The organism is Arachidicoccus ginsenosidivorans, from assembly GCF_007971385.1.
Lineage (GTDB): Bacteria > Bacteroidota > Bacteroidia > Chitinophagales > Chitinophagaceae > Arachidicoccus > Arachidicoccus ginsenosidivorans.
Map to the genome: position 1 here is coordinate 4,605,935 of NZ_CP042434.1, position 24,705 is coordinate 4,630,639.

The window sequence follows — 24,705 nt, forward strand, 5'->3', positions numbered from 1 at the left end:
GGATGGATGCAGGCACTTTATTTTGCTAATGCCCTTTCCACTAATTTAAAGCTTATTTATGAGCCGAGATGTTAAAAAATTATATTGTTTTTTAGGCGGTTAAATCAATTTACTGACCAGCAGACAATTTTGCTGCTTCCATAAACCTTTTTACATCTTCCACTTTCACCTCTGGCGCACTATTGCCCCAGCTGGTGCGTTCATGGTTGATAATGGCCGTCACTTCATCCGGTGACAGGTTGGCCGTTGTACCTACATTGGGCATTGGCCCGAAACCTTCTTTCTCTCTGCCTGTATAGCCATTCATGATTATACCAACGTACAGCTCCAGGTTATCTCCTGTGACCACGCTACTGCCTTTAAGTGGCGGAAAAGCCCCTGGAAGGCCTTCTCCACTGGCCTGGTGGCAACTCTGACAGTTGGCGGTGTATAAAGCGGCGCCATCGGCTGAGGCGCCGCCAGCTCCAGTCTCGGTTTTGGCTGCGGCTTTTTTATACAGAAATTCAGGTGCGGTCGTGCCATCAGGCAGCTCTACCTGCTTGAGTGACTGTAGATAGGCTAACAAATCCATGGCTTTTTTGGTAGCGACATATTTTCCGGTTTTTCCTTCCATAAATGCTGCAGGAACATTGACGATGATATCGGTTTTAGCCGGATTGTCCTTATAAATGAATAACCACGGGTATGCAGGCATGACAGACTCTTTAACGACAGCTCTGGGATTAAACAGGTGAACAAGGTTCCAGTCCTTGCTGGGCTGGCGGTTACCAATATTGGTCAGATCCGGGCCGGTTCTCTCTGAACCCATTAGCGTGGCTGTATTGTGCCAAAGATCCGGTCTTCTGTCCATTGCGTAATCTGCTGCCACACTAGGGCGCTTCCCCCAGACCTTATCCATATCCACATTTCTGACCTGTTGTGTATGACAGGCGATACATCCGTTAGCCACATAGAGCGCCTTACCTCTTTGGGCGGCTGGGCTGAGTGGCACAGCGCCCGGTAAGGGCTGGTTGATTTTATCTGTTTCAAAGGCCGGAATAACCGCAACCAGCAGTGTCAGGCCGATAAAAAATGCCGCGGCCGTTGTAAAAAGCTTTTTATGATTATCAAAAAAATCCATGACGGTATATTTTCTGGTGTTTATAATGATTGATTTAGCGAAGGATTAAGTTTTTTTATGGCCGTAGCGGCAACACTTACTTCTTTTCTTTTAACGACCATCCGGTAAAAATTATAGGCGAAGAACAGGTGAGATAGCCACATAAGGGAACCGCCAACAGCTCTCCAGACCCAGTAAGGAGCCATCAGTACCACGCCATCTATAAAGGGTTTTCCCTGCATCCAGAGCATCCCTTTTAAGGTACTTCCATACATTAATGGAACCGTATAGAACATTAGTCCGATCAGTGCCAGCCAAAAATGTGCACCCACCAGGATCTGTGGTGGTTCTTTGCCGGTTAGCCGGGGTACCAGTGCATAAATGCCGGCCCACATAAAAAAGCAGATAATCCCATACATGGTCAGATGCGAGTGCGCTACGGTAAAGTCTGTAAAGTGCCAGTAAAGGTTGGTTGTTCTAAAGGCTTCTGCTGTACCCTGCATGGAACCGGTGAAGTAGAAAATGATACCGACAATAAAAAAGGGCAAAGTATAGCTGCCGGAAACTTTGTGCCAACCGCCCTTGAAAGTCATTAGGAAGTTGGTCGTACCGGCTATGACGGGTATGGCCATCCCCATGCTGCCGACAATGGCTACCGTCTGTAACCACCAGGGAATCGGGCTGAATACAAAGTGATGTGAACCAATTAAGGTATAAAACAAAATCTGTGTCCAAAAAGCCAGGATACCCAGGCTATAGGAGTAAATAGGTTTATTGAGCTGCTGCGGTAGAAAATAGTATACCACACCCAGCGTAAAGAGCATAAACCACATGCCCACCCCCTGGTGCATATAATACCCTTGGGCGATGGTTTCGCCAAGGCCGTTTTGCCACCAGGGAAGGTAAGCGACCAGGGCAATAACGATGGTAAATATGATGGCTGCAATGATATACCAATTAGCGATATAGATTTCTGTGGTTTTGCGACGGGCAACGGTATTTAAAAAGTTAATCAATGATAAAACCAGGGCAATGGCAAATGGCAGCATAACTGGCCAGATATACTCTCTGTATTCACCGCCGGCATTATTGATGCCAGCCATTAAACATAAAGAGCCAGCAACCACTGTCAGGTTGATCAGTATAAGCGCCCACCAGCCCATTTTATAGCTGGCCAGTTTCGTGTTGCCCACCCTGGGCACCACGTAGTTGGCAAGACCCAGCATAGCCAGAGAGCACCAGCCCCAGAATACCGCATTGGTATGCACGGGCCTGAGTCTGCCAAAACTTAACCAGGCCACGGAATCGGCGTCAGGAGCCACAAATTTAATCCCTAAGTATTCTCCGACCGTTGTACCTAGTAAGAGCCAGAAAGTAGCGCAGCCCAAATACCAGAGGACCATTTTGTGAGTTTTGGATCAACTTTTGGCCTTTTTACGGCTTTTTTCTTGGGTTCTACAACGGGCAGTCCTGCGTTAGATTTTATATTAATCAGCCCTCTTGTATCCTCAGGAGGTAAGGTGCCGGACAGTTCGCTTTTACTTAACGCAAAATCCAGTGCGGATTTTCTTTTTTCCAGGCTGGCGATTAGCGCTGGATCATTGGTGTCTGCCAGGATTTCAGCGAGCCGATCGGCTTCTTTTAGACGCCGTCTGTTGGAGAGTTGCCTCAGCACGCCAGAGGTTTTAACCACCATCAAAATGAGCCCCACTAATATGGGTATCATAATCAATACGATCGTAATGATTATGCCGGTGTCTCCAAACAGGTCACTTGCTTTTTTAGCTGGCTCTGGATCCTGGGCAAAGATGGCGGTTGCCGGTAATAGCAGAAAAAGGGTGGCAATAACGCCTAAGGACTGCCCACTACCCTTTTTGGGGGTGGATTTAAATTTTAAGAATGCATCGATTTGTTCGCTATCCATATTTTTAATATAGGTGTCTAGTTTATCCTCCCGTACGGGCGCATCATAATCCTTGGTTTCCTGGCGAATGCGACTTTGCCTGGTTTTGAGCCAGAGGGCCAAAAAGACAATTCCCAGGGTAATCAAAACAATAAAAAGAATAAATCCGAGCGCGGGGTGTGTTTTGGCAAAAACACCCGCCTGCTCTTGTCCGAAAACAGCCGTGATGGAGGCGGACATGCAGCTGATGGTCAGTGCCAGGATAAGTAAATTAAAGCGCTTGTTTTTCATGTGATGCTTCATTTAAATAATAGATATAAATACCTTTTTATCTTTTATTATGCTAAAAAAATAGAAATTCTGTTTAATCTTTTTCTTTTTTATTTAGTTCGATAAAATGACCCTGTTTTTTTACTTTATTTTTAAAAAAGTTTCATTTAAATCTACTTGCTCGCTGATCTGTCCGATTTTTGAGTTTCTGAACAGTTCAACTATTTCCCTGCGGGTATGTTTGTATTGACTGTGCAGTGGACAGGGTTTGGATTCTGAACATTGTTTTAAGCCAAGTACACATTTGGTAAACAGGCTATCTCCATCTATTAATAGCACAATATCGGAAATGGTTGTTTTAAGGTTCTTTTATCCATATAAAATCCCCCATTGGGGCCTTTTACGGAATTAATAAATCCCTTTTTGCTTAGATTCTGTAATATTTTAGCAATAAAGTGCTCAGGAGAATCAATGCCTTTGGCGATCTCCTTTATGGCAACTTTTTTGTCCTCTCCGGACTGTTGCGCTATATAAATACAGGCTCTGATTGCGTATTCGCAGGTTTTTGAAAATAACATATTTTTGATTACAGGGCAAAGGTAAAATGAAAAACATTAATAAAAGAGTTTTTTATCTTTTATTTTTTTGAAAAAATAAAAAAACCGACCACCCAAGGTGATCGGTTTTTTTTAGCTTGATTGCTAATTAATTAGAAAGTATAGCGTAAACCCAGCTGCAAGCTCCAGGTGCTGGTGGATGAGTAGTTTACATCAGTAGCATTTTTGATCAGGTCGCCATCATATTCTGAGAGATTATAATAGACTTCCTTGGTCGTATTGTCCAATTTGAATTGCAATGGATTGGTGGAGGTTATCTTTCTTCTATACCCCCAGTTGGCCCATTTGCTGCTGATCAGATTAGGCAGATTGAATATATCCACACTTAATTGTAATTGGTGCAGTGTACTACCGCTTGGAGATTCAATGGAAAATATAGTCTGGGTCAATTTAAAGTCAAGTTCATTGAACCAAGGGGTGGCTGCGCCGTAACGGCTAACATATTCGCCCTTATGTTTGGACAGGTATTTACTGGAAGCTACAAAGGCATCATAGGCGGCTGCCTGTTGTTCAGCTGAATAGGTAGTACCTGCTTTATTTGTATAAGGTTTGAAGTTAATGTCTGAACCTTTGGCATATACATACATTAATTCTGAATTGCCATCACCAACAATAGATCCGTTCAGTACATAACTGTTCATGCTTTGTGCACTTCCCTGATAGAATAGGGATAAAGTAGTTGGGAAACGTCTGGAGAATCCATGATTGAAGGTATAGGAGAAATTACCAACAACACGATGTGGCACCGCATATTGAGAATTGTCCAGTACCTGATCATTGGAACCGTTAACATTGGCAATGGACTGCCAGGCGGAAGTCGCTCTGGAGCCCGGATTAGGGCTGACTTCTTTCGCTTTGGAGAAGGTATAGGCCAGTGATCCGTAAAACCCGCCTACCCTTTTAGTAATTTGTGCCGTGGCAGAGAAAGAGTAGCCCTTATGGGTGTTTTCCAAAACAATGGGTGTACCGACCTCCTTTGTTGGATAATAATACATATCAGCTCCGCTTGGATAATACAGCCGATTATCCTGACCGCTATAACGCTCAGTCGGGGCCTTTAAATTTGGATTGCGCATCACGACAGCATTAATGTCTTTGGTAAACATCAGATCTGCTGTGGCTGTCCAGCCGTTGCCAAAACGCTTGTCTGCACCCAGATTGGTACGCCAAACCTCTGGAAATTTAAAATGTTTGTCAATCAACACGAAACTCTGAGGTGGTGTAGTGGTCTGCGCCTCTTTGGGAAAGGCAGGTGAATTTGCATAGGCATTAATATCCGGGTTAAATTTAGTGATACCTGCTGCATCCAGATCCGTTTTATTGTTTAAGAATACCGCATTTTGGTAAACGCCACTGTTGGAAGGCATGTTGGTTAAAAAGACAAATGGGATTCTGCCAGAAAATACCCCTGTTCCACCTCTGACGATCAGGGACCTATCGCCCATGACATCCCAGTTAAAGCCAATTCTTGGCGAGAACAGTGGCGCGTTTTCTGGCCACGCGCCTGTGTTATAATGGGTCATATTGCCGTCCTTGTCAGGGAAGCTTAGGGCGTCAATGGCTGGATTGTCAATGGGTTTTTGACCATAAATCGGCATATCCATTCTAAGACCATAAGTCAATTTAAAGTCTGGATTGATTTTATATTCATCCTGCAGGTAAACTCCTAATTGGCTCATGATCAGTTCGGCCGAGAAAACAGATGGCTGACCTTCAACTAATGAATAAGTATAGCCATAATAAGCAGGTTGCTTTTCATTTAAAAAGTCATCCAGGGAATTATATACGTAATGCCCCTGTGAACCGCCCATAAACATATTACCTACTTTTTGACGCTCATAGGTGACCCCACCGGTAAAAGTGTGATTACCAGCATACAAAGTGATATTGTCAGTGAAGTTTAAAATATTGTTCAGCAGCTCATTATTATTGGTGAAAGGATCCGTGCCGAAGCTGATGAAATTCTGTCCTTTACCATCAAAAATATCTACAAAAGGGAAAACCTTACCGCCTTCGGGTTCCCTGATATCACTAACATGGGTATAGGTGGCCAGAAATTGATTGCTCCACTTATTATTGATCCGGCTGTTTAATTCTAAAGAGCCCGTCTGGACGATATGATTGGTCCGGTAATTAGAATTGCTGAATGCCATGGAATTGGCGCTGAAGCGGTTGTTAGGCATTCTGCTGACACCATTGGGTTGTCCGTCCACGATAATCTTACCATTCTGTGGCACACTGGAGCCATTGAGTGGTGAAACGTCATAGCCGCTATAAGAGGTGTATTTTGCGGTTAATTTATTGGCATTATTGATATTCCAGTCAATTTTGGCCAGGAACTTCGTATTCTGAGACTCAAAATTGGGGAAATTATCATAGGAACCCACATCATAGCCATATTTATCCTGTACAAAATCATGCACCTTTTTTAAATCCTCTAAGGTGGTGGTTGATTTATTGCCCGCGTTTTGGGAACCTGTTGCCACATAAGTAATGCCCGGTATTGAGCTCTTCTCTTTTTCAAAGTTCATAAAGAAAAAGAGTTTGTTTTTAATAATGGGTCCACCTAATGATGCGCCAAAGGTGGTATTCTTATTGGGTGTTTTGGCCAGCTTTTGTCCATCAACTTTGTAGCCGTAGAAGTCCTGATTTCTGTAAAAACCATAGGCCGTTCCGTGGAAATCATTGGTACCGCTTTTGGTAACCACATTAATACCTGCACCGGTAAAACCAGATTGACGAACGTCATAAGGGGCAATATTTACAGATACTTCATCCAGGGCATCCAGAGAAATGGGAGAACCACCACCTGGTGTCAGATCTGAACTTAAGCCAAAGTTGTTATTGAGATTGGCTCCATCTACCTGCAGGTTATTATAACGGCCATCCCTGCCGGCAAAACCATTGCCATTAGCCTGAGGCGTCAGACGGGTAAAATCAGTAATTGAACGACTGATACTAGGAAGTTCGGACAGTTGTTTGGTCGTAATAATGGTACTGGCGCCCGTTTTAAGGCTGGAACCTTTCCTGACCTGGGCGTGGACGGTGACATCGGTGTTATCCGTAGAAGCGTCCTGCATATCAATTTTAAGATCATAGGTTTCACCAAGTCTTAAGGTTATGTCCTCTACCTTTTGTGGAACCATGCCTACATAGGTGACATTCAATACATAAGGTCCACCAACACGTAGACCTTGCAGATCAAACAACCCGTTTTCACGGGAAATGGTGTTATAAACTGTGCCAGAAGGCGTGTGAACGGCTTTGATGGTGGCTCCCTCTAAAGGAGCACCTGAAGCAGTTACGATCTTCCCGCTGATAGAACTGGTGGTTACCTGAGCCATCATAGTGGCAGGTAACAGCATGATTACCAGTAATTGTAAAGCTTTTCTCAATAACATAATTTTAAATTTTACTGCAAAAGAAATAAAATCTCATTTGAATAGAATGGTACGCGTAAATAGTTAATGATAAATTAATAGTGCAAAGAACGTGTTAAGTTTTGATATATTCAATAGATGGATATAAAATGATATATACAAGTTAATCACATTTTGCTTTTACATATTAATTTAAAAAATATTTATCAATAGTCTTGTTTTTTAGTAGAGTAATAATATATTTGCATCATTAAACGCTTTTATCATTTTTTAAATATTAAATACTATGTCCATAAAATTAGGCGATACCGCTCCTAACTTTCAGGCGAAGACTTCTATAGGTGATATAGATTTCTATGAGTTCCTTGGCGACAGCTGGGGAGTATTATTTTCTCACCCTGCTGACTATACACCCGTTTGTACCACAGAACTGGGTGCGACGGCAGCTTTCCAGGGCGAATTTGAAAAGCGTAATGTAAAAGTACTTGCACTAAGCGTGGATGGCGTAGAAAGCCACAAAGGCTGGATCAAAGATATCAACGAGACCCAGAATGTAGACGTTCAATACCCAATTATTGCAGATGAAAACCGTGAGGTGTCTAATCTGTATGATTTTATTCATCCTAATGCAATCGCTACAGCTACAGTACGTTCTTTGCTGGTGATTGGCCCCGATAAAAAAGTTAAACTGATTATCACCTACCCTGCTTCTACAGGTAGAAACTTCCATGAGATCATTCGTGTAATTGATTCTCTGCAGTTGACTGAAAATCAAGGCTTTTCTACTCCAGCCAACTGGAAACAAGGCGAAGATGTAGTGATCTCTCCAAAGATCTCTACAGAAGAAGCAAAACAAAAATTCCCTAAAGGTGTTAGAGAGTTAAAACCTTATTTACGTTTTACTCCGGCTCCTTAATAAGGAATGATGATACTAAAAGTAGCGTGCAATAAATGTAGTTGCATATCTATTTAAATTTTTCTTAGTTAGTTATTACATTGTACTTGCGGCCCCAATTTCTATTGGGGCTTTTGTTTTGTGCTTGCCTTATATCAGCCATATTCACTGTAAAGCAGCTGATTTTCTTAATAAAATTATATTTAGTGGCTATTTGTTTGGGGACTCCTGACATAATGGTTATGTTTGCCCCTTCTGGCTCGTCAGTCTGATGTGCCCCATAAGGTCCGGGATCTGAACCGACCATAAAAACAAAGATCCCTAAAACTATTGTTGATTTAGTTTTCTAATAATTATTTTCCTAAACTGATAAAAATAAATTGAATTTATTTATATGGAATTATTTGACACGGCAAGTACAATGACAAGGACAAAAAACCTTTTTAGTGGAATGGACCAGTGGCTGACAAACAACCTGCATTTATCTGGGAGTAACATTAATTATGTAAAAATTCCCTTTCTATTGATTTGCTTGGTTGTGATTTGTTGCCTGGTCTGGTGGCTGGCCAGAAAGATATGCATTGTTCTGGTCCACAAATTTGTAAAAAAATCGAAAACTACCTGGGATGACTTACTGATTGAAAGAAAGGTGTTTTTAAAGATCTCGGCTTTATTGCCTATTTTTATTATAAAGGCTGCTGCCCCTGTTATATTTGTTGATTTTCCATCGGCCAGTCATTTTGTGCTTAAGTTGACAGATATTTTAATCATCGGTATTTTTGCTGTCGTCATTGTGGCCGTTTTAAACACGATTGCTGCAGTATTATCTCAGGTGCCTTCTTTAAAAGAAAAACCCGTATTCAGTTATGTTCAGGTGATCAATATTTTTGTTTATCTGGTGGCGGGTATTTTAATCCTGTCTGTACTACTGGGCAAGAGTCCGCTTTATTTTCTGGGGCCATGGGCGCCATGACCGCTGTGCTATTGTTGATTTTTAAAGATACCATTCTGGGTTTTGTTGCCAGTATACAAATCTCTGTATATGATATGATCAGAGTCGGTGACTGGATTGAAATGCCGGATTATAATACCGATGGAGATGTGATTTCTATCAACTTAAATACCGTTAAGGTAAAGAACTGGGATAAAACAGTGTCTTCAGTACCCACTGCAGGATTTCTAACCTCTTCCTTTAAGAACTGGCGTGGCATGACCGATACCGGTGGACGTAGAATTAAAAGGCCAATTTATCTAAAGATGAGTAGTTTTAAATTCTGTGATGGGGAGATGATTGAAAAATTTAAAGGCTATCATTTATTGCATGATTATATCCTGGAAAAAGAAAAAGAAATTGCAGATTATAACGCAAGTTTGGGTAGTGAGGCTCAGGTGGATGCCAACACCAGAAGACTGACCAATGTAGGCCTTTACAGAATTTATGCAAAAATTACCTGGATGCGAATCCCAGGCTTAATCACAATCTGACCACCATTGTCCGTCAAATGGATCCGACGCCTGAAGGCTTGCCACTACAGCTTTGGTGTTTTACGGCTGATGTCAGGTGGGGACCTTATGAAGATACCATGAGTGATATTTTTGATCATTTACTGACCATCGCGCCAGAATTTGGTTTAGAAGTATTTGAATCACCTACCGGCAAAGATGTAATCACAGCCATGGAGCACGCAAATTTGGGGGTTGTGGGTAAATAATTGCGATAACCCGGCAATAAAAAGGTGTCTGGAATTATGAATCTGATGATTCATAATTCCAGACACCTTTTTATTTTTTTAGCCTATTGTATTAACGATTGAAATTTGACCGCTGCGTAACCTATATAACGCCTGGAATATATGGTTGCATAAGTTTAAGAAACTGGATTATTATCGCAGTTCAGCTGTATTGACTCTGGATGGCGTCTCTGCTCCATTTACAATGCTTCGGGCACTAAGGGCAATACAGCGGATGATGCGGTTCATATTGGTAAGATCCAGGGTGCTGATTTCATCGGAGACTTTATGGTAATTGGGTTCTGCATCCATTTTGGAAGTTGAAATAGTATGTGCTGGTACGCCCTGACGAGCCAGAGTAGCATTATCCGAACGGTAGAATAAATGCTGGTCTGTATAAGGATCTGGATGGAAAGTAAAGCCAGTGCCTGCCAGATTTTTTTGCAGGATCTCTCCCATATCTGTTTTTTCATAACCGGTAATATAGGCAGTGTTTTCTCCCCATTTACTCTGGGTGCCGATCATCTCAATATTAAACATCGCCATGACTTTTTCTGGATCGAACTGATGGGAAAAATAAGTGGAACCAAACCCGCCCTCTTCTTCTGCTGTAAAGGCAGCAAATACAAGTGTCCTGGCATTATTTCCCAACTTGGCATAATACTTTGCCAGCTGCATGACAGCGGTTGTACCGGAGGCGTCATCATTGGCACCGTTATATATACTATCTACTTTATTAGTTGGATCTACCCCTAAATGATCATAATGACCCGAAAAAATCACCAGCTCATTTGGTTTGGTTTTGCCTGGGAGAATACCGACAATATTGGCCATATGCATAAGCGACAACTGATTGGTGGCGCTTATTTCAAAGCTGTTTACAGGTTCATCTGTGCAGAGCAGTATTGTACTGAACTTTGACTGAAACTGACTTTTTTGTAATCTGGGCGCTATTTTTAAAAGTCTTGCAAATTTAGTGGGTAGTACGATCACCGCATTGGTTTTGGCGCTTCGACGTGATGTAATGATGCTTAAGACTTCCTGTTGGTCTTTGGGCGTAAGCATCTCATAGCCTGCTTTGTCGTCGGCCTTGATGGCTGGTTGGGTACTGATTATGGCCGACAGACTATCTGCAAATGGTTGCCCATTAATCTGTACGGATTTTGAAAGGATGTGGCTATTTACCATGGTAAAGTTCTGGTAATAACCGCTATCCCTTCAGCAGGTTGTAACCCGGCTAATTTAAATTGCTGCGCAATGACAGCTGCTGCTTTTCTGATCCCTGGCGTGCCGATCTTTCTGCCTTCCATATTATCGGCTGAAAGTGTCGTCAGTAACTTAGTGGTTGTCACTTGAGTAATCGTTTTATCCAGCAACCGATCAGATTTATTGTTTTGGGCGGTGAGCGTGCCTGCTGCACCCATTAGTAGGCTGGATGTCAGACAAAGTATTAATTTAGCATGCATGATTTGCTGTATTTATGAGGTTTAGTTATTTGCGATTACATTACTTACCACAATGTTAGCTCAAAAACACAAAATGGGCAAATACTTTGTATAGGCTGCATTATTATTTGACCGCTATTCCATAACCGGGCGCAGCCATTTTTCTGCATACTCCTCGCTCCACCCCTGTCTTTGCTTATAATCCTCATACTGATCGGGCATAATTTTGCCAATCCCAAATACTGACTCTTGGGATGTGAGAAATACCAGCCACAGACGCTGGAAGCTGGATGCATGGCCAGGGATTCTGTTAGTTGTATATCTATATGTTGTGTCGCTTCTAAAAGATCAAATAGTTTGATTTTCTCCGTGTGATCCGGACAGGCCGGATAACCGGGCGCAGGACGGATCCCGTTATATTTTTCATGAATTAAATCATCTGTGCTCAAATGCTCATCACTGTCATAACCCAGAGTTCTTTTCTGGTTTTCTCATGCAGCATTTCTGCGAAGGCCTCTACTAACCTATCTGATAAGGCTTGAATCATGATTTTATTGTAGTCATCATGATCGGCTATAAATCTTTGCAGGTGTCGATCTATGCCGTGAATGGTAACGGCAAAACTGCCCAAATAATCTTTACCATAACTGGCAGGGCGAAGAAAATCGCTCAGTGAAATATTGGGCTGACCGGGTGCTTTTTTTACCTGCTGACGGATAAACTCTAGGGTGGCCTTTTTATCTCCCATGGTTACCTGAACGGTGTCCGGTGCTGTTTTTTCTGCCTCCATAAATGCTACCATGCCATCTGCATGTAACCATCTTTCATTAATAATGGTATCCAGCATCTGATTGGCGTCATTATAGACTTTTGTCGCCTCTACCCCAACGATTTCATCCGATAAGATGTCCGGGAAATTGCCATGGAGTTCCCAGCTGATGAAAAACGGTTTCCAGTCAATGAAGCTGCGGATTTCCCTAAGATCATAGTTCTTAAAAAGTTTGGTGCCGATAAAACCAGGCGCAGGGGGCGCATAATTTTCCCAGTCAATTTTTACCTGATTGGCCTGGGCCTCAGCAAAAGGAATATACTTTTTAACCGGTTTTTTATTTTCAAACTGGTGCTTGAGTTTGATATAGTCTTCTTTAGTGCTATTTAAGAAGGCTTCCCGGAGTTCAGGATTGAATAATTGTCCCACCACGGTAACACATCTTGAGGCGTCCAGGGTGTGGATGACACCGTGATCATACTGCGGGGCAATTTTGACGGCCGTATGAATACGTGAGGTGGTTGCTCCGCCGATTAAAAGTGGGATGGTCATGCCTCTGCGCTTCATTTCTTTGGCCACACCCACCATTTCATCAAGGGATGGCGTGATCAGACCACTGACACCTACTATATCCACCTTTTCTTTAAGGGCGGTATCCAGTAGCTTTTCAGTAGGGACCATGACCCCAGATCTTGCACCTCATAACCATTGCAGCCTAGTACGACCCCGACAATATTTTTGCCAATATCATGGACGTCACCTTTGACGGTGGCCAGCAGTATCTTTTTAGGGCCGGAATTTTGACCGCCCTGCTCGGCGGCTTCTTTTAATTTAGCGGCCAGCTGCTGTATTTGCTCCAGTTTTTTATTCAGGGCTATTTCTATGAGTTCGGGCCGGTGGATAAGATCCTCCTTATCGATAGATAGTAAATGATAACCATTTTGCTCCAAAGCGGCTTCCAACAGATCCTCTTTCTCTGTACTAGTTTCAGTGCTAGTCTGCGTGTTGGTTTCTTCGACTTTCGTTTGTACTGCCTTAATAACCAGCGCTAATTGGAAGTCTTTTGAGAGGGCATCAACAGGGATTTGCTGCTGGCCAATCAATTGGTTAACTAAAAACCCAGCTGCTGCAAAGTCAGGCTTTTCCAATAAAGAGATCAGGTGAGCTTGCTGTTCATTTACGCTTGTTGCTGGTTGACTATCCGATGGTTGCAAGGTCAGGATATGATTGATTTTCTTTTCTTTTTCTATAAAGGGAAATAAATAAGCCACGCTTTTTTTCATGACACGGGCACTTTTTACTACCTGTGGTAAAACATTTTACCCGATCCAAATAAATCCCCTACGATATCCATACCCACCATGAGTGGTCCTTCAATTACTTCCAGTGGACGGGCGTATTGTAGCCGGGCCTCTTCTGTATCCTGATCAATGTAATCCGTAATACCATTGACCAGTGCATGACTTAAGCGGTCCTGTACAGAGCCTTTGCGCCAGCTATCGTCTTTTTTGATCACTTTGCCTTTGGCTTTAACGGTTTCTGCAAAAGTGATCAGTGCTTCTGTCGCACCATTGTCTTCATTGTTATGGTTTAGGATTACCTGTTCTGCAAGATCTCTTAATTTAGGTTCAATTTGATCATACACTACGAGTTGACCAGCATTGACAATACCCATGTCCATACCTGCTTTCACTGCATAATATAAAAATACACTGTGCATAGCCTCTCTGACGGTTTCATTGCCTCTGAAGGAAAAGGATAGATTACTGACACCGCCACTAATTTTGGCCAGTGGGAATCTTTGTTTTAGTATCCTTGTGGCTTCTATAAAATCGACGGCGTAGTTATTATGTTCTTCCAGACCCGTGGCAATGGCAAAGATGTTTAAATCAAAAATGATGTCCTGGGGCGGGAAGCCGATTTCTTCGGTTAGGATCTGATAGGCTTTTGAGCTGATTTCTACCTTTCTTTCCATGGTATCGGCCTGGCCTTTTTCATCAAAAGCCATAACCACGACTGCTGCACCAAAATTTCTACAGATCTGGGCTTCTTTTTTGAACTTCTCCACGCCTTCTTTCATAGAAATGGAGTTTACAATACACTTACCCTGGACACACCTTAATCCCGCTTCAATGATCTCAAATTTAGAAGAGTCGATCATAATCGGAATGCGGGCAATTTCAGGTTCAGCCTGGACCAGATTTAAAAAGGTCGTCATGGCACTCAGACTATCCAGCAGGGCGTCATCCATGTTAATATCGATGACCTGGGCGCCGTTTTCCACCTGATCGCGGGCAACACTTAACGCCTCCTCAAAATTGCCGCTGCGGATCAGCCGGGCAAATTTTTTCGACCCGGTAACATTGGTTCTTTCTCCGATATTGACAAAATTGGTTTCTGGACGTATGGATAAGGGTTCTAAACCGCTGAGCTGTAAATAAGGCTTTAACATGATGTATTATAAAACTTGGTAGCTTATTTTTAATAATGATAGAAATGAACAACTGGCCCGATGACTTTAGGGTGTTTTATAAAGTGGTGGCAACTACCGGCCTTGGACGCGGCTTTAACTTACTGACGGCTGCTGCAATATGTCGGATATGGTCTGGGGTGGTACCACAGCACCCACCTACAATATTTACAAATCCATTCTCTGCCCAATTTTCCAGAAAATGTGCGGTTTCGTCGGGTGTCTCGTCATATTCGCCCATGGCATTGGGAAGCCCTGCATTGGGATAGGCAGAAGTAAAACAGCCGGCAATTTGACTAAGTTCCTGGATATAGGGGCGCATTTCTGCTGCACCAAGCGCACAGTTAAGCCCTACACTCAAGGGATTTGCATGACTAACGGAAATATAAAATGCTTCCAGCGTTTGCCCGCTAAGTGTTCTGCCACTGGCATCGGTAATCGTCCCTGATATCATAATAGGTAACTGTTTTCTGCCATCCTTTTGATAGAAGTTTTTGATCGCATAGATAGCCGCCTTGGCATTCAGCGTGTCAAAAATTGTTTCAATGAGCAGCAGATCTACACCACCATCCGCAAGACCTCTGATCTGCTCTTCATAAGCGGTGGCTACTTCGTCAAAGCTGACGGCGCGGTATCCGGGGTTATTCACATCTGGTGAAAGTGAAAGTGTTTTATTGAGTGGCCCGATAGCGCCTGCCACATATACATGGCCTTTGGCTTTGCCTTCAGGTGTCTGCAAAAATTTATTTACCGCACTGCGGGCACATTTAGCGGCTGCGACATTGAGTTCATAGGCCAGTTGACTCATGTCATAATCTGCCTGGGCAATACTAGTGGAACTGAATGTATTGGTCTCCACAATATCTGCACCTGCCTCAAGATATTGGAGATGGATGGCTTCAATGATATCCGGGCGGGTGAGACTCAGCAGGTCATTATTGCCCTTTACATCCTGATGCCAGTCTTTGAATCTTTCCCCTCTGAAGTCTTCTTCTTCGAGTTTATAGCGTTGGATCATGGTGCCCATGGCGCCATCGATCACCAGTATTCTTTTTTCTAAAGCCTCTTCAATTAATAACATTGTATCATTCTTATTTTAATTGTGATGGCCTGCCCTATTGCCTATAGCGATTCAAAGTAAATCTGCAAATGCAATGCGACAAACCAGGGCAGCTGATAACTACTCTTGCCTGATTTGATCACTAATAAAACGTTTGGGGTATTATTTAATTGAAGCGAAGTCTTAATCCTCAACGTTTATTAGTTCTTTAAAAAAGGCTGAACAATAAACAAATCTGCCTTATGCACAAAATATCATCTGGATCTTGTCATGTCTTATCTAGATCTTATTTCTGTGGTGCAAAATTACAAAATGTACCTGAATATTTAAAATGGAATATAAGGGTAGGTGTTTTCTGTCTATTTGCTGATTGTCAGGTGTTTATGTTGTGTGAATAGCCGCTCTTACCACCGGAGCGGTTTATTTTACGTAATTTTCCACTGGAAGGCGGTTCATCATACTACGACCGAGTGTCATTTCATCGGCATATTCGAGTTCTCCGCCAAAAGCCACCCCTCTGGAAATGGTGGTAATCTTGCAGGGCAGGTGTTGTAGTTTTTTCTGGATGTAGAAAATGGTGGTATCTCCCTGGATATTGGGGTTGAGTGCAAAAACCAGTTCTTCTACTTCTTGTTGCTGGACCCTTTCTACCAGCGAGTCTATGGTCAGACTATCGGGACCTATCCCATCAAGTGGCGATATAACACCGCCCAGTACATGATAAAGGCCACTAAACTGCTGGGTATTTTCAACGGCGATCACATCTTTAATGGATTCTACTACGCAAATCAACCTTTGATTGCGCAATTTGTTCTCACAAATGGCACAAAGATCATGATCGCTGAGGTTGTGGCAGCGTTTGCAAAACTTGATATCGCTGCGCATCCTGGAAATAGTCTCGGAAAACTGTGCCACCTGCCCTTCGTCCTGTTTTAGCAGGTGTAGTACCAGTCGAAGGGCTGTTTTTTTGCCAATGCCCGGTAGGCCGGCAAAAGCATTAACGGCGTTTTCTAATAAAGCGGATGGTAACTGCATAAATAATAAATACGAAAGTGCAAAGGTACGAAATCAGTCATTTCCTGTGGCCTCAATAATGCTGTAATTGATACGGGTTATTGGGATCTGGTTGGTTAGGGTCTTTTTTGATGTATATATCCCACTGATTTTCAGTATCTACCAAGAATTTGAATTTACGTTTGATGGCGATACCAAGCTCGGGCTGTCGGCGCTCCTGGTAATTACCCGGTGTCCATTGCATATCGCCATTCGTGTCATAGAGCACGCGCAGGTTGTATTCGCCTGGCTCAAAGCGCGCTATTCGAACTTTTCTGTCCTGTCCGATTACCGCTGAATCCACGATTTTCTTGTCGTTAAGGATCAGGAGTACAGGATGCTTAGTGGTATCCACGTCAGGAAAATTGAGCTCCAGTGTGGCATAATCATGCTCTGTTTTAACAGAGAATCTAACCGTATCTGCCTTGGCTAGCTGCACTTTAAAACTATCAGTTGCTGCCTCAACGGGCATAATGAGCTCAAATTCTTTTCCTTGATCAGGATCCCAATTATGCCTTACTACAAACCGGCTATTAGTGGTATCCGTTGAGTCGGGGATAATTGCAAAGTCTTTTACTGGCGTATAATTAGTGTCCGTCAATTGGATCATGTCTGGCTTGAAGTCTTGCAGTGGTTTGCTAAAGGTCAATACCAGCGGTTTTAGCAGACTTTGTTTGTTTTCTTCCAGGTTGAGTGAGACGGTCAGGGGCTTTTTAGCTTCCTGTTCTTTTCTTTTTTCTATTTGTTTTTCTGAAAGCTGAGCCGTTGTTTTACCACCAGTAGTTTCTTTTGGATATGCACGGAAGGCATATAAGGTGATACCGTTATTGATGGAATCTTTTTAGTAGAAACAATGCTATCCAAAAAGGCAAAGACTGCTGTGGAATCACTATAATTTTTCATATAGGAGTTTTCCACGGCAAAAAGATGGTAGTTTTCTTTGGGTAGAAAATGAAAGGCAAACCTACCCAGGCTGTCCAGCCTGGTATAATATCTGGGGCTGTTTTTTAGCACGGCTGTATCGGAGAGATCTCTGTATAGGGCGACGATCAACGTGCTGTCAATGGCGCCGTCCTCAGCCATGATGACTTTACCTGTAATGGAATCTGTATCCAGGTGGTCACCCGTGCTGAAAACGTAGGTGAAGTTTCTGACCGGGTTGTTTTCGTTGACATCCTGAATGGCATTGCCAAAGTCGTAAGAATAGGTGGTATTAGGCTCTAAGGTGTCTTTAATCTCAATGGTGACCTCCCTTAATTTGGCTTTTACATTGGGGATATTTTTGGCGACCGGAGAGACTATTAAGTTATTGAAGATATCCTGGATCTGTACATATTCATCAAAAGTCAAGGTTATTTTCTTTGCCTTAAAGTTCAGGGTAGAATCATTGGGTAAGGCAGATACCAGTACCGGAGAGAGACTATCTCTGGGCCCTCCACCGGGAGGCACGATCACTGCGCAACTATTTAGCTGCATAAGGATCCCTGAAAGGATCAAAAGCGATAAAAAGATGGGTACTATTTTATTCATCTGGGTATTAAGGTACTTTTGACTAGTGACAAAAGTACCTTATTGACCTAACTTTTAAAAGGATTTAATGCAAATTTGTGAACATGGCTTTTACGTTATTTAGCCCTTTTGGCATGCTGACTGGTTTAACCGCCATCGCCTACGGTAAACTGGTGCTGATCATAAAGGTGTTCATCCAGCACAGTGGATTCAATATAGGAAGGATGGTTTTTGTCAAAATAAAGTTTAATGGTTGCCGCTGTGAAGTCCGCCGCCTTTGCCTTATAAATATTTTCAAATACCTGCGGGTTGCGGTCCACCAGCGGAAACCAGGAACTCTGTACCTGTATCATGATTTTGTGCCCCTTCTTAAATGTATACAGTAAATCGGGCAGTGTATAGTCCACCTTCGTTATCTTTCCAGGCGTAAATGGCAGGGGATTTGTAAAGCTTTTCCTGTATTTGCCCCGCATGACTTCTGCTCTGACCAGTGCTTGATAACCGCTCATTTTACCTCGGGCACTGTCGGGATATACGTCAATAATTTTAACCACAAAATCTGCATCAGTGGTGGAAATACTAACGTTTAAATGTGCTTTAACCGGGCCTGCAAGTGTGGTATTTTCTTTTAATATAGGTGTTGTAAAGCTTAAAACGTCCTTTCGTTTGCTGGCAAAACGCTGATCGTCAATCATATAGGTAATGCCTCTGCTTTTTCGGATACCCCCCTGGTAGGGAACTGGATGAGCGGGATCTGAAATGTAGGTCGCAAAATTTTTATTAGACACGGATGGAGCGTTAGTCAGTTGCCCGTTTGTATTAAAAAAGTATTTAATGTCTTTTGCTGCTTTTGCGGGCCACGCATCAAATTTGTTCCATCGGTTTAGCCCCACGTCATATAGCACGGCTTCCGGCAGGTTTGGCTGAGGTTCATTTTTTAAATAATGCACGAAAAACGGGAATTCTATATTTTTTTGGAACCACCTGCTGGTATTGCCATTAAAGGCGATATCCCCTAAATGATCCATATGAGTACCTGCCCATCCTCCATGGTTCCAGGGCCCCATAATCAAGGTATTGGTATTGCCTGGATTGTTTTTTTCAATGGTTTTATACGTTTCAAGTGTACCCCATAAATCCTCTGCGTCATACCAGCCGCCAACTAGTAATGTCGCTGGTTTTACATGGTGCATATGCGCGCTGATATCGCGGGCTTGCCACCACTGGTCGTAATTAGGGTGCATTAGCACAGTATCCCAAAATGGCACCTGATGGTGATAATAAAGCGCATTGACCTGGCTGACAGGACCTAATTTGAGGTAGAAATCATAGGCATTTTTAATAGGAAGCTCCAGTTTGGGTAGCTTGTTTTTGTTGGGCCCGTTGGTGGAATTTGCAAACCAATAATCAAAGCCAACTTCATCCATCAGAAAAAAAGCACCTTTATGGTGGGTGTCGTCGCCTAAAAACCAATTTGTTACAGGTGCCTGAGGGGAAACGGCCTTGATGGCCGGATGGCCTGATAGTGCGGCATTGGTGGCAAAAAAGCCTGGATAGGAAATACCCCAAACACCTACTTTGCCATTATTATGCGCTGCGTGGTGAATCAGCCAGTCGACTGCGTCATAAGTATCAGAGGCCTCATCGTGTTGGCTGCCGGTTTTATGGGGGATAAAAGGTGTGATTTCTGTCCAGGAACCCTCACTTTTGTATTTTCCCCGAACATCCTGATAAACAAAAATAAACCCCGACCGGGTAAATTCTGGAGAAGGACCTAATCTGGCAGGAAAATTATCCTTGCCATAAGGGCCTGCAGAATAGCAGGTCCGGTTTAGCATAAAAGGATACTGCATACTGGTGTCTTTTGGGGTATATACAGCAGTATAAAGCTTCACGCCATCCCGCATGGGGATCATGTATTCGGCCTTTGTGTAATGATTTTTTATATAGTCTTTAGCTAGGTTGGGCTGCGCAAAGGCGGTTGTGTAACTATATACAAAAAGTAATATCAGGAAGGCAAATGGGCGTTTCATACAAAAGGTTGGTTTGAAGATTTTTCGTGCTGGAGTTCATCTGCAAGCTTTCCAATAATCAGGTGTTTTCCTTTAATATTTCCTGTATTTTTTCCTCACTGACACCGTTTGCCCGGGCAATCTCTGCGAGTAGCTTGGTTTGCTTAAACTCAAAAGCAGTCCCTGAATTACGCTCTCTATAGGCATCCCTGACCCCAGCCTGTATGGCAGATTTTATCAGGTAAAATAAAATGCCAATTATGACAAGTGTTCCTATACCCCCGATCAATATGATAATTAACTCCGATGCGCCAATTGACGTTCCCATAAAATGCAGATTTAAAAGTGAAAAAAAATATGTTTTAATCATTGAAAGCCATATCAAATATAAGACAATTTGGGAAGTCTCTTTAGTATAATTTAAATGTGCAGCAAAAAATAAGGCGTCAGCATTCAGCTGACGCCTTATAAATAACCTAAAACAGGTGTCCCGCCTGGACTAACCAGGGACCCTGGAAATGTATTTCTGAATTTCTTTAATCTGGCTAACGACTTCCGGAGTAGTTGGATTGCAGGCTTTTGCCTTACGGAAATAATCCTTAGCAGCCCGGAATTCTCTTTTGTTCATCATTATCTGGCACATGCCAAGGTTGGCTACTGCTTTGCTCTCGTTATCTGGAATGCCCATTTTTAAGGCTGCTCTCAGATAGCCTTCGCCAGAACGCATATCACCACGCTGCATGGCCATCATACCTAATTGTAACTTGTTGGCACCTTCTGCCTCAGGCATGGCAGAACCGATGGAAGAAGATTTTTGAGATGCTTTTCTGCCTGGTCATAATCCTTATTCATCATCGCCAGGTTCCCTTTTAAAGTGTAAAAGGTAGAACGAACCGGTTTAAGTAACATGCCTGGGAACCAGACAGAATCAATAATTTTTTGTACTTCTTCCAGATTTCCTTCTTCCATGGGTTTTTGAACCAAACGTAGCGGGCCAATAAGGAAATGAGATGCAATGCCAATTGCGCCGATGAAATATAAGGGGAACATCGCCCAGAAGCCTACCTGGCCAGTCGCATTCAGGATGATTGCCAGAACAATCACAGCGATGCTTAACCAAAAACGATACTTTATTATTAAGTTATAAAATTTCATAAAGTGTTTTTATTGAGATGCAAAGATAGGTTGTTTCGTTTTGACCTCCGAATAAATCGAGATTTTTCCGAGTAAATTAAATATTTTTTGAATTAGAAGCCTTACATTTGCCCCGCTTTTAAGGTCTCGTAGTTCAATGGATAGAATAGAAGTTTCCTAAACTTTAGATACAGGTTCGATCCCTGTCGAGACCACATCGTAATATGGAACTCAAATTTGGGTTCCATTTTTAATTTGACCCCCAAACCCCTCAAAATCTTATTCCACTCATTATTGTCCAATTTTTAGGTGTCTTCCATATACCAAACAAGCGTACTATCTTCACCAGGATGCGCATAAAATGATATGCCTAAAGCGCCTTTGTCAACTTAAATAAAAATATCGTATTTTTAAATTCTCCAAAATTTTAAAAAATACAAAGAGATGCAATCAAAACTTTCCCCGGTATTTTATTTGAATTTACCACCTTACGATCAATTTTATTCTGTTCTAAAGGAATGTGATTATGGTTGTGTGGTTTGCGGGGCGCCAATATGTTATGTATGTACTGCCTGTGAATCCAAGGTGACTGGTGTAGATTATAGGCTTTTATGTCAAAAGCATTTGCCCAATAATTTGCAGGGTATTATAGAACCTAGAAGCCTTAAAAATGTGACACTGCCGGACAATATAAAGCGAAGTAAAAGTCAGGCTGAGGATATATTGCATTATAATGATCGTGAATCGTTAAGTGTTATTATTGGAATGGTGAATATGATTTTTGAAAAAAGAGCGGAGTCTGAAGAACAAGTAATTTTTCCGATAACAATTGATTGTTTCCCCGTTTTGTTGATTACTTTAATTGATTCTCATATTCTTTTTGATATTTGTTTATTAGATGAATTTAATAATGAGGTGCTGCTTGTGCGGAGTAATATGATTCTTTTTTGTGGAGATGGGATAGATATTTCGTTCGATAAAAAAAGATTATTGATAAAAAATAAAGACAGGGTTCTTGTTAATATTGAATTTTCCGACAATTCTGTTAGATTGGTAGAAGGGTATTTTTTATTAAGTGGAGTGAAACTTGAAATTAATAGTACTTCGATTTCTGTAAATAACAGCGCTATAGAAATTCCCGATGATAGAGGAAATGAAAATAACCCACTTGGTATTTCAATTGGACGTAACAATATGCCTACAGCCTTGATTGACATTGAGCAGGTCAATCGATATCTTTAAATTGTAGAAAGATTTTATCCATTTTGTTTTTTATTTTAAGTAACGCTGCTAAGTACTCCGCTCCTGGTTTTGGACGCCCAATATTATTTTATGTGCGTCATTTTTAGAGGATGTCATTTTGTTAAATGCGGATTTTGAAAATTGATATTAATTTTAAAATACGCAGCTTTTTAAAGCTCTTATTTTTTCTGTAATTCTTTCTACCAATTGCGTCTTTGCTTTTATAATTCTTATTCTAGGATAATAGATTCGGGGAAGCTGCTGCATTGAAATAGGATGAAATTGTTTGTTGTACTACCCCATTGATTATGGAATTTTTGGAAGAATTAAGGTATATTCGATGCAGGCTATGACCTACTCAATATATGATTATGAAAAGTAAATACCTACTTCTGACTTATATGACCCTCTTCTGGCTACTTGTTGTGTGTCAACTAGGATACACACAAAACGTAAATTTAGGGCCCAAAAATTTGATTAATAAATCTGGTTTTGACAAGCCTAAAGTTGTTGTCAGTGAAACGGACAGCGCAGATGATGGAACGCTCTATCGCTATACGTCAGATCAGTATTACAATTTGAATGTTGTTTACATTATCCCTACCGACTACACCTCTACCCCAGATTTTAGGGAGAGGATGTCTAGTATTTTGCTTCGCGGCAGACAGTATTATGGCCAGCAGATGGCAGCGCATGGGTACGGATTTAAAACATTCGGTTTGCTGAGAGATACCATGAAAAACCTGGTGGATATGATTATTCTGAAAGGCAAGTATCCCACGAGCGGCTATCGGTATGAAAATTATAGCCATGCGAAGCAAGAAGTTGACAGTTTTTTTGCAGAGAATCCTTCAAGAAATCATAGCGTGCACACATTGATTATCACCCCGATGGGCGGGCCCTTTTATGGTATAGGGAAATGGTGTTTTGCCATAGATCATGGTGCAGGTTTTTCCATCAATGATTCTAGTAGTAAATATATTGGGGGCATGTTCCATGAAATGGGGCATGCATTCACCTTGCCGCATAACTCCGTGAAGGCAAATGAGCCTGCATTAGGTACGGCTTTGCTCGGCTATGGAAATTATACTTGGGGGCATCCAGGAAGGACCACTTCCTTAACGGACGCAGATTGCGCTATTTTGAACGAAATCCAGGTTTTCAATAAAGATACCGGGACCTATTATCAGCCGGTAAAAGTGTCTTTAGTCCGGTTACATGCTCGTTTCGATTCTATAAAAAAAGCAATCACCATTTCCGGCAAATTTAAAAGTAATGCCACATTAAACCATGTTGTTTATTATGCAGATCCTAATATTGATAACGAAGGAGAAGGGGTAAACAGAGATTATAATGCGCTTAGCTGGGCGACTCCTGTTATAGGAAAAGACAGTTTTTATTTGGAAATGCCTTTGGCCGCATTTATTTATAAACACGGTTGGGTGTCTTATCAGATGAAAATTATGCCTATTGCTGCCAAAGTGGGCATTGCGACCGAATTTGACGAGCATTTTAATATTAATGATGGTGTACCGATTGTCGCTTTTGGTACAAAAAAGGCATTGGACAAAAAAGGCTGGACAGCTCGGGCAAGTTCCGAACAGATCAATTACGAACCGGCTGCTGTAAGCAATATTATAGATGGTCATAAAGATACCTATTGGAGCTCAAGATGGAATCCAGCGCCAGACAGTGCTGCCTTAAAATTGCCTTTTGTCATTAATATTGATTTAAAAAGAAGCCGTCGGATAGGTGGCTTCTCCATACAAAACAGGCCGATTGCCATTAATAATACGCCTCGTGAGATCAAGGTGTTGACCAGTAATGATGGTAAATCCTGGAAAATTGCAGCCTCCCGTGCTATATTTGATAGAACACCAGGTTTACAATATGCGTATTTTGACAGGGCGGTTATTGCCAGGTATGTCCGCCTAATTATAAAATCCATTAATTATTCAGGGGGTGACTACTCTTGTAGTTTTGCTGAGTTTGGGTTATTTGCCCCTGACAGATAGGGAGAATTTGCATTTTGAACGCATAATAGGTTGATTTTCTGGGGTTATTTTAAACGGAGCAAAATTGTATCAATACCGTACAATACTGTACGGTATTGATAC

Annotated in this window: 23 protein-coding genes, 1 tRNA gene and 1 pseudogene; 7 read left to right on the plus strand and 18 right to left on the minus strand. The window is 42.0% G+C overall.

Annotation, left to right across the window (positions count from 1 at the left end; genetic code table 11):
• Positions 1-109 precede the first annotated feature (109 nt).
• The 5 genes from FSB73_RS18515 to FSB73_RS18530 all read right to left on the minus strand — a co-directional run bounded on the left by FSB73_RS18515 (position 110) and on the right by FSB73_RS18530 (position 7,290).
• Positions 110-1,120: a cytochrome c gene (locus FSB73_RS18515; protein WP_146785582.1), complete on the minus strand. Its 1,011-nt coding sequence runs from the start codon at positions 1,118-1,120 to the stop codon at positions 110-112.
• A 20-nt stretch (positions 1,121-1,140) separates the two neighbouring features.
• Complete coding sequence (locus tag FSB73_RS25540; protein ID WP_225974162.1) at positions 1,141-2,502, minus strand: cbb3-type cytochrome c oxidase subunit I; 1,362 nt, start codon at positions 2,500-2,502, stop codon at positions 1,141-1,143.
• Positions 2,457-3,293, minus strand: coding sequence for a hypothetical protein (locus FSB73_RS25545; RefSeq protein ID WP_225974163.1), 837 nt, complete (start codon positions 3,291-3,293; stop codon positions 2,457-2,459). Before FSB73_RS25545 ends, FSB73_RS25540 begins: the two co-directional genes overlap by 46 nt.
• Positions 3,294-3,601: 308 nt before the next feature.
• Entirely contained in the window at positions 3,602-3,850 is a 249-nt protein-coding gene (locus FSB73_RS25550; protein ID WP_225974164.1) for an RrF2 family transcriptional regulator, read from the minus strand.
• 131 nt (positions 3,851-3,981) lie between these two features.
• Complete coding sequence (locus FSB73_RS18530) at positions 3,982-7,290, minus strand: TonB-dependent receptor (RefSeq protein ID WP_146785585.1); 3,309 nt, start codon at positions 7,288-7,290, stop codon at positions 3,982-3,984.
• 265 nt (positions 7,291-7,555) lie between these two features.
• Here FSB73_RS18530 and FSB73_RS18535 point away from each other — a divergent pair, with 265 nt between their 5' ends.
• From FSB73_RS18535 to FSB73_RS18550, 4 genes are all read left to right on the plus strand, one after another.
• Complete coding sequence (locus tag FSB73_RS18535) at positions 7,556-8,185, plus strand: peroxiredoxin (protein WP_146785588.1); 630 nt, start codon at positions 7,556-7,558, stop codon at positions 8,183-8,185.
• Between the two features lie 373 nt (positions 8,186-8,558).
• The gene (locus FSB73_RS18540; RefSeq protein ID WP_146785592.1) at positions 8,559-9,137 is read left to right on the plus strand and encodes a hypothetical protein; all 579 of its coding nucleotides are present in this window, start codon (positions 8,559-8,561) and stop codon (positions 9,135-9,137) included.
• Positions 9,125-9,649 carry a mechanosensitive ion channel family protein gene (locus FSB73_RS18545; protein ID WP_146785597.1) on the plus strand — a complete coding sequence of 175 codons (525 nt, stop codon included), beginning with the start codon at positions 9,125-9,127 and terminating at the stop codon, positions 9,647-9,649. Before FSB73_RS18540 ends, FSB73_RS18545 begins: the two co-directional genes overlap by 13 nt.
• A gap of 17 nt (positions 9,650-9,666) precedes the next feature.
• Positions 9,667-9,876: a hypothetical protein gene (locus tag FSB73_RS18550; RefSeq protein ID WP_317132809.1), complete on the plus strand. Its 210-nt coding sequence runs from the start codon at positions 9,667-9,669 to the stop codon at positions 9,874-9,876.
• A 171-nt stretch (positions 9,877-10,047) separates the two neighbouring features.
• Here FSB73_RS18550 and FSB73_RS18555 read toward each other — a convergent pair whose 3' ends face one another.
• The 13 genes and pseudogenes from FSB73_RS18555 to FSB73_RS25575 form a co-directional block, all read right to left on the minus strand.
• Positions 10,048-11,082: a M28 family metallopeptidase gene (locus FSB73_RS18555; protein ID WP_225974165.1), complete on the minus strand. Its 1,035-nt coding sequence runs from the start codon at positions 11,080-11,082 to the stop codon at positions 10,048-10,050.
• The gene (locus FSB73_RS18560; protein ID WP_146785606.1) at positions 11,076-11,360 is read right to left on the minus strand and encodes a hypothetical protein; all 285 of its coding nucleotides are present in this window, start codon (positions 11,358-11,360) and stop codon (positions 11,076-11,078) included. The genes FSB73_RS18555 and FSB73_RS18560 overlap by 7 nt, the downstream gene beginning before the upstream one ends.
• 44 nt (positions 11,361-11,404) lie before the next feature.
• Positions 11,405-12,789 (minus strand): annotated as a pseudogene (locus tag FSB73_RS26990) (vitamin B12 dependent-methionine synthase activation domain-containing protein).
• Positions 12,735-13,391, minus strand: coding sequence for a hypothetical protein (locus FSB73_RS25560; protein WP_225974166.1), 657 nt, complete (start codon positions 13,389-13,391; stop codon positions 12,735-12,737). The pseudogene FSB73_RS26990 and the gene FSB73_RS25560 overlap by 55 nt, the downstream one beginning before the upstream one ends.
• A 17-nt stretch (positions 13,392-13,408) precedes the next feature.
• Positions 13,409-14,560 (minus strand): dihydropteroate synthase, encoded by a 1,152-nt coding sequence (locus FSB73_RS25565; RefSeq protein WP_225974167.1) that lies wholly within the window; start codon positions 14,558-14,560, stop codon positions 13,409-13,411.
• Positions 14,561-14,636: 76 nt separating this feature from the next.
• Positions 14,637-15,659 carry a homocysteine S-methyltransferase family protein gene (locus tag FSB73_RS18580; RefSeq protein WP_146785618.1) on the minus strand — a complete coding sequence of 341 codons (1,023 nt, stop codon included), beginning with the start codon at positions 15,657-15,659 and terminating at the stop codon, positions 14,637-14,639.
• A 399-nt stretch (positions 15,660-16,058) separates the two neighbouring features.
• On the minus strand, positions 16,059-16,673 hold the full coding sequence (gene recR, locus FSB73_RS18585; protein ID WP_146785621.1) for a recombination mediator RecR: 615 nt from the start codon (positions 16,671-16,673) through the stop codon (positions 16,059-16,061).
• A gap of 52 nt (positions 16,674-16,725) precedes the next feature.
• Positions 16,726-17,340 carry a hypothetical protein gene (locus FSB73_RS18590; protein WP_146785624.1) on the minus strand — a complete coding sequence of 205 codons (615 nt, stop codon included), beginning with the start codon at positions 17,338-17,340 and terminating at the stop codon, positions 16,726-16,728.
• Positions 17,341-17,429: 89 nt separating this feature from the next.
• Positions 17,430-18,221 (minus strand): Ig-like domain-containing protein, encoded by a 792-nt coding sequence (locus FSB73_RS18595; RefSeq protein ID WP_146785628.1) that lies wholly within the window; start codon positions 18,219-18,221, stop codon positions 17,430-17,432.
• A gap of 125 nt (positions 18,222-18,346) precedes the next feature.
• Positions 18,347-20,233 (minus strand): CocE/NonD family hydrolase, encoded by a 1,887-nt coding sequence (locus FSB73_RS18600; protein ID WP_146785631.1) that lies wholly within the window; start codon positions 20,231-20,233, stop codon positions 18,347-18,349.
• Positions 20,234-20,291: 58 nt separating this feature from the next.
• Positions 20,292-20,540 carry a hypothetical protein gene (locus FSB73_RS18605; RefSeq protein WP_146785634.1) on the minus strand — a complete coding sequence of 83 codons (249 nt, stop codon included), beginning with the start codon at positions 20,538-20,540 and terminating at the stop codon, positions 20,292-20,294.
• 171 nt (positions 20,541-20,711) lie between these two features.
• Positions 20,712-21,002 carry a tetratricopeptide repeat protein gene (locus FSB73_RS25570; RefSeq protein ID WP_225974168.1) on the minus strand — a complete coding sequence of 97 codons (291 nt, stop codon included), beginning with the start codon at positions 21,000-21,002 and terminating at the stop codon, positions 20,712-20,714.
• The gene (locus tag FSB73_RS25575; RefSeq protein WP_225974169.1) at positions 20,966-21,367 is read right to left on the minus strand and encodes a hypothetical protein; all 402 of its coding nucleotides are present in this window, start codon (positions 21,365-21,367) and stop codon (positions 20,966-20,968) included. Before FSB73_RS25575 ends, FSB73_RS25570 begins: the two co-directional genes overlap by 37 nt.
• Before the next feature lie 122 nt (positions 21,368-21,489).
• On the opposite strand from FSB73_RS25575, the gene FSB73_RS18615 reads away from it, so the two are divergent.
• From FSB73_RS18615 to FSB73_RS18625, 3 genes are all read left to right on the plus strand, one after another.
• Positions 21,490-21,561 (plus strand) — tRNA-Arg (locus FSB73_RS18615).
• A gap of 229 nt (positions 21,562-21,790) precedes the next feature.
• Positions 21,791-22,588 (plus strand): hypothetical protein, encoded by a 798-nt coding sequence (locus FSB73_RS18620; protein ID WP_146785636.1) that lies wholly within the window; start codon positions 21,791-21,793, stop codon positions 22,586-22,588.
• Positions 22,589-22,959: 371 nt separating this feature from the next.
• Positions 22,960-24,603 (plus strand): discoidin domain-containing protein, encoded by a 1,644-nt coding sequence (locus FSB73_RS18625; protein ID WP_158639604.1) that lies wholly within the window; start codon positions 22,960-22,962, stop codon positions 24,601-24,603.
• Positions 24,604-24,705: the final 102 nt, after the last annotated feature.

Excerpts from the sequence above, each read along its gene's own strand:
- FSB73_RS18515 (WP_146785582.1), bottom strand. The coding sequence starts at position 1,120 with ATGGATTTTTTTGATAATCATAAAAAGCTTTTTACAACGGCCGCGGCA.
- FSB73_RS25540 (WP_225974162.1), bottom strand. The coding sequence starts at position 2,502 with ATGGTCCTCTGGTATTTGGGCTGCGCTACTTTCTGGCTCTTACTAGGT.
- FSB73_RS25545 (WP_225974163.1), bottom strand. The coding sequence starts at position 3,293 with ATGAAAAACAAGCGCTTTAATTTACTTATCCTGGCACTGACCATCAGC.
- FSB73_RS25550 (WP_225974164.1), bottom strand. The coding sequence starts at position 3,850 with ATGTTATTTTCAAAAACCTGCGAATACGCAATCAGAGCCTGTATTTAT.
- FSB73_RS18530 (WP_146785585.1), bottom strand. The coding sequence starts at position 7,290 with ATGTTATTGAGAAAAGCTTTACAATTACTGGTAATCATGCTGTTACCT.
- FSB73_RS18535 (WP_146785588.1), top strand. The coding sequence starts at position 7,556 with ATGTCCATAAAATTAGGCGATACCGCTCCTAACTTTCAGGCGAAGACT.
- FSB73_RS18540 (WP_146785592.1), top strand. The coding sequence starts at position 8,559 with ATGGAATTATTTGACACGGCAAGTACAATGACAAGGACAAAAAACCTT.
- FSB73_RS18545 (WP_146785597.1), top strand. The coding sequence starts at position 9,125 with ATGGGCGCCATGACCGCTGTGCTATTGTTGATTTTTAAAGATACCATT.
- FSB73_RS18550 (WP_317132809.1), top strand. The coding sequence starts at position 9,667 with ATGGATCCGACGCCTGAAGGCTTGCCACTACAGCTTTGGTGTTTTACG.
- FSB73_RS18555 (WP_225974165.1), bottom strand. The coding sequence starts at position 11,082 with ATGGTAAATAGCCACATCCTTTCAAAATCCGTACAGATTAATGGGCAA.
- FSB73_RS18560 (WP_146785606.1), bottom strand. The coding sequence starts at position 11,360 with ATGCATGCTAAATTAATACTTTGTCTGACATCCAGCCTACTAATGGGT.
- FSB73_RS25560 (WP_225974166.1), bottom strand. The coding sequence starts at position 13,391 with ATGAAAAAAAGCGTGGCTTATTTATTTCCCTTTATAGAAAAAGAAAAG.
- FSB73_RS25565 (WP_225974167.1), bottom strand. The coding sequence starts at position 14,560 with ATGTTAAAGCCTTATTTACAGCTCAGCGGTTTAGAACCCTTATCCATA.
- FSB73_RS18580 (WP_146785618.1), bottom strand. The coding sequence starts at position 15,659 with ATGTTATTAATTGAAGAGGCTTTAGAAAAAAGAATACTGGTGATCGAT.
- recR (WP_146785621.1), bottom strand. The coding sequence starts at position 16,673 with ATGCAGTTACCATCCGCTTTATTAGAAAACGCCGTTAATGCTTTTGCC.
- FSB73_RS18595 (WP_146785628.1), bottom strand. The coding sequence starts at position 18,221 with ATGAATAAAATAGTACCCATCTTTTTATCGCTTTTGATCCTTTCAGGG.
- FSB73_RS18600 (WP_146785631.1), bottom strand. The coding sequence starts at position 20,233 with ATGAAACGCCCATTTGCCTTCCTGATATTACTTTTTGTATATAGTTAC.
- FSB73_RS18605 (WP_146785634.1), bottom strand. The coding sequence starts at position 20,540 with ATGGGAACGTCAATTGGCGCATCGGAGTTAATTATCATATTGATCGGG.
- FSB73_RS25570 (WP_225974168.1), bottom strand. The coding sequence starts at position 21,002 with ATGCCTGAGGCAGAAGGTGCCAACAAGTTACAATTAGGTATGATGGCC.
- FSB73_RS25575 (WP_225974169.1), bottom strand. The coding sequence starts at position 21,367 with ATGAAATTTTATAACTTAATAATAAAGTATCGTTTTTGGTTAAGCATC.
- FSB73_RS18620 (WP_146785636.1), top strand. The coding sequence starts at position 21,791 with ATGCAATCAAAACTTTCCCCGGTATTTTATTTGAATTTACCACCTTAC.
- FSB73_RS18625 (WP_158639604.1), top strand. The coding sequence starts at position 22,960 with ATGAAAAGTAAATACCTACTTCTGACTTATATGACCCTCTTCTGGCTA.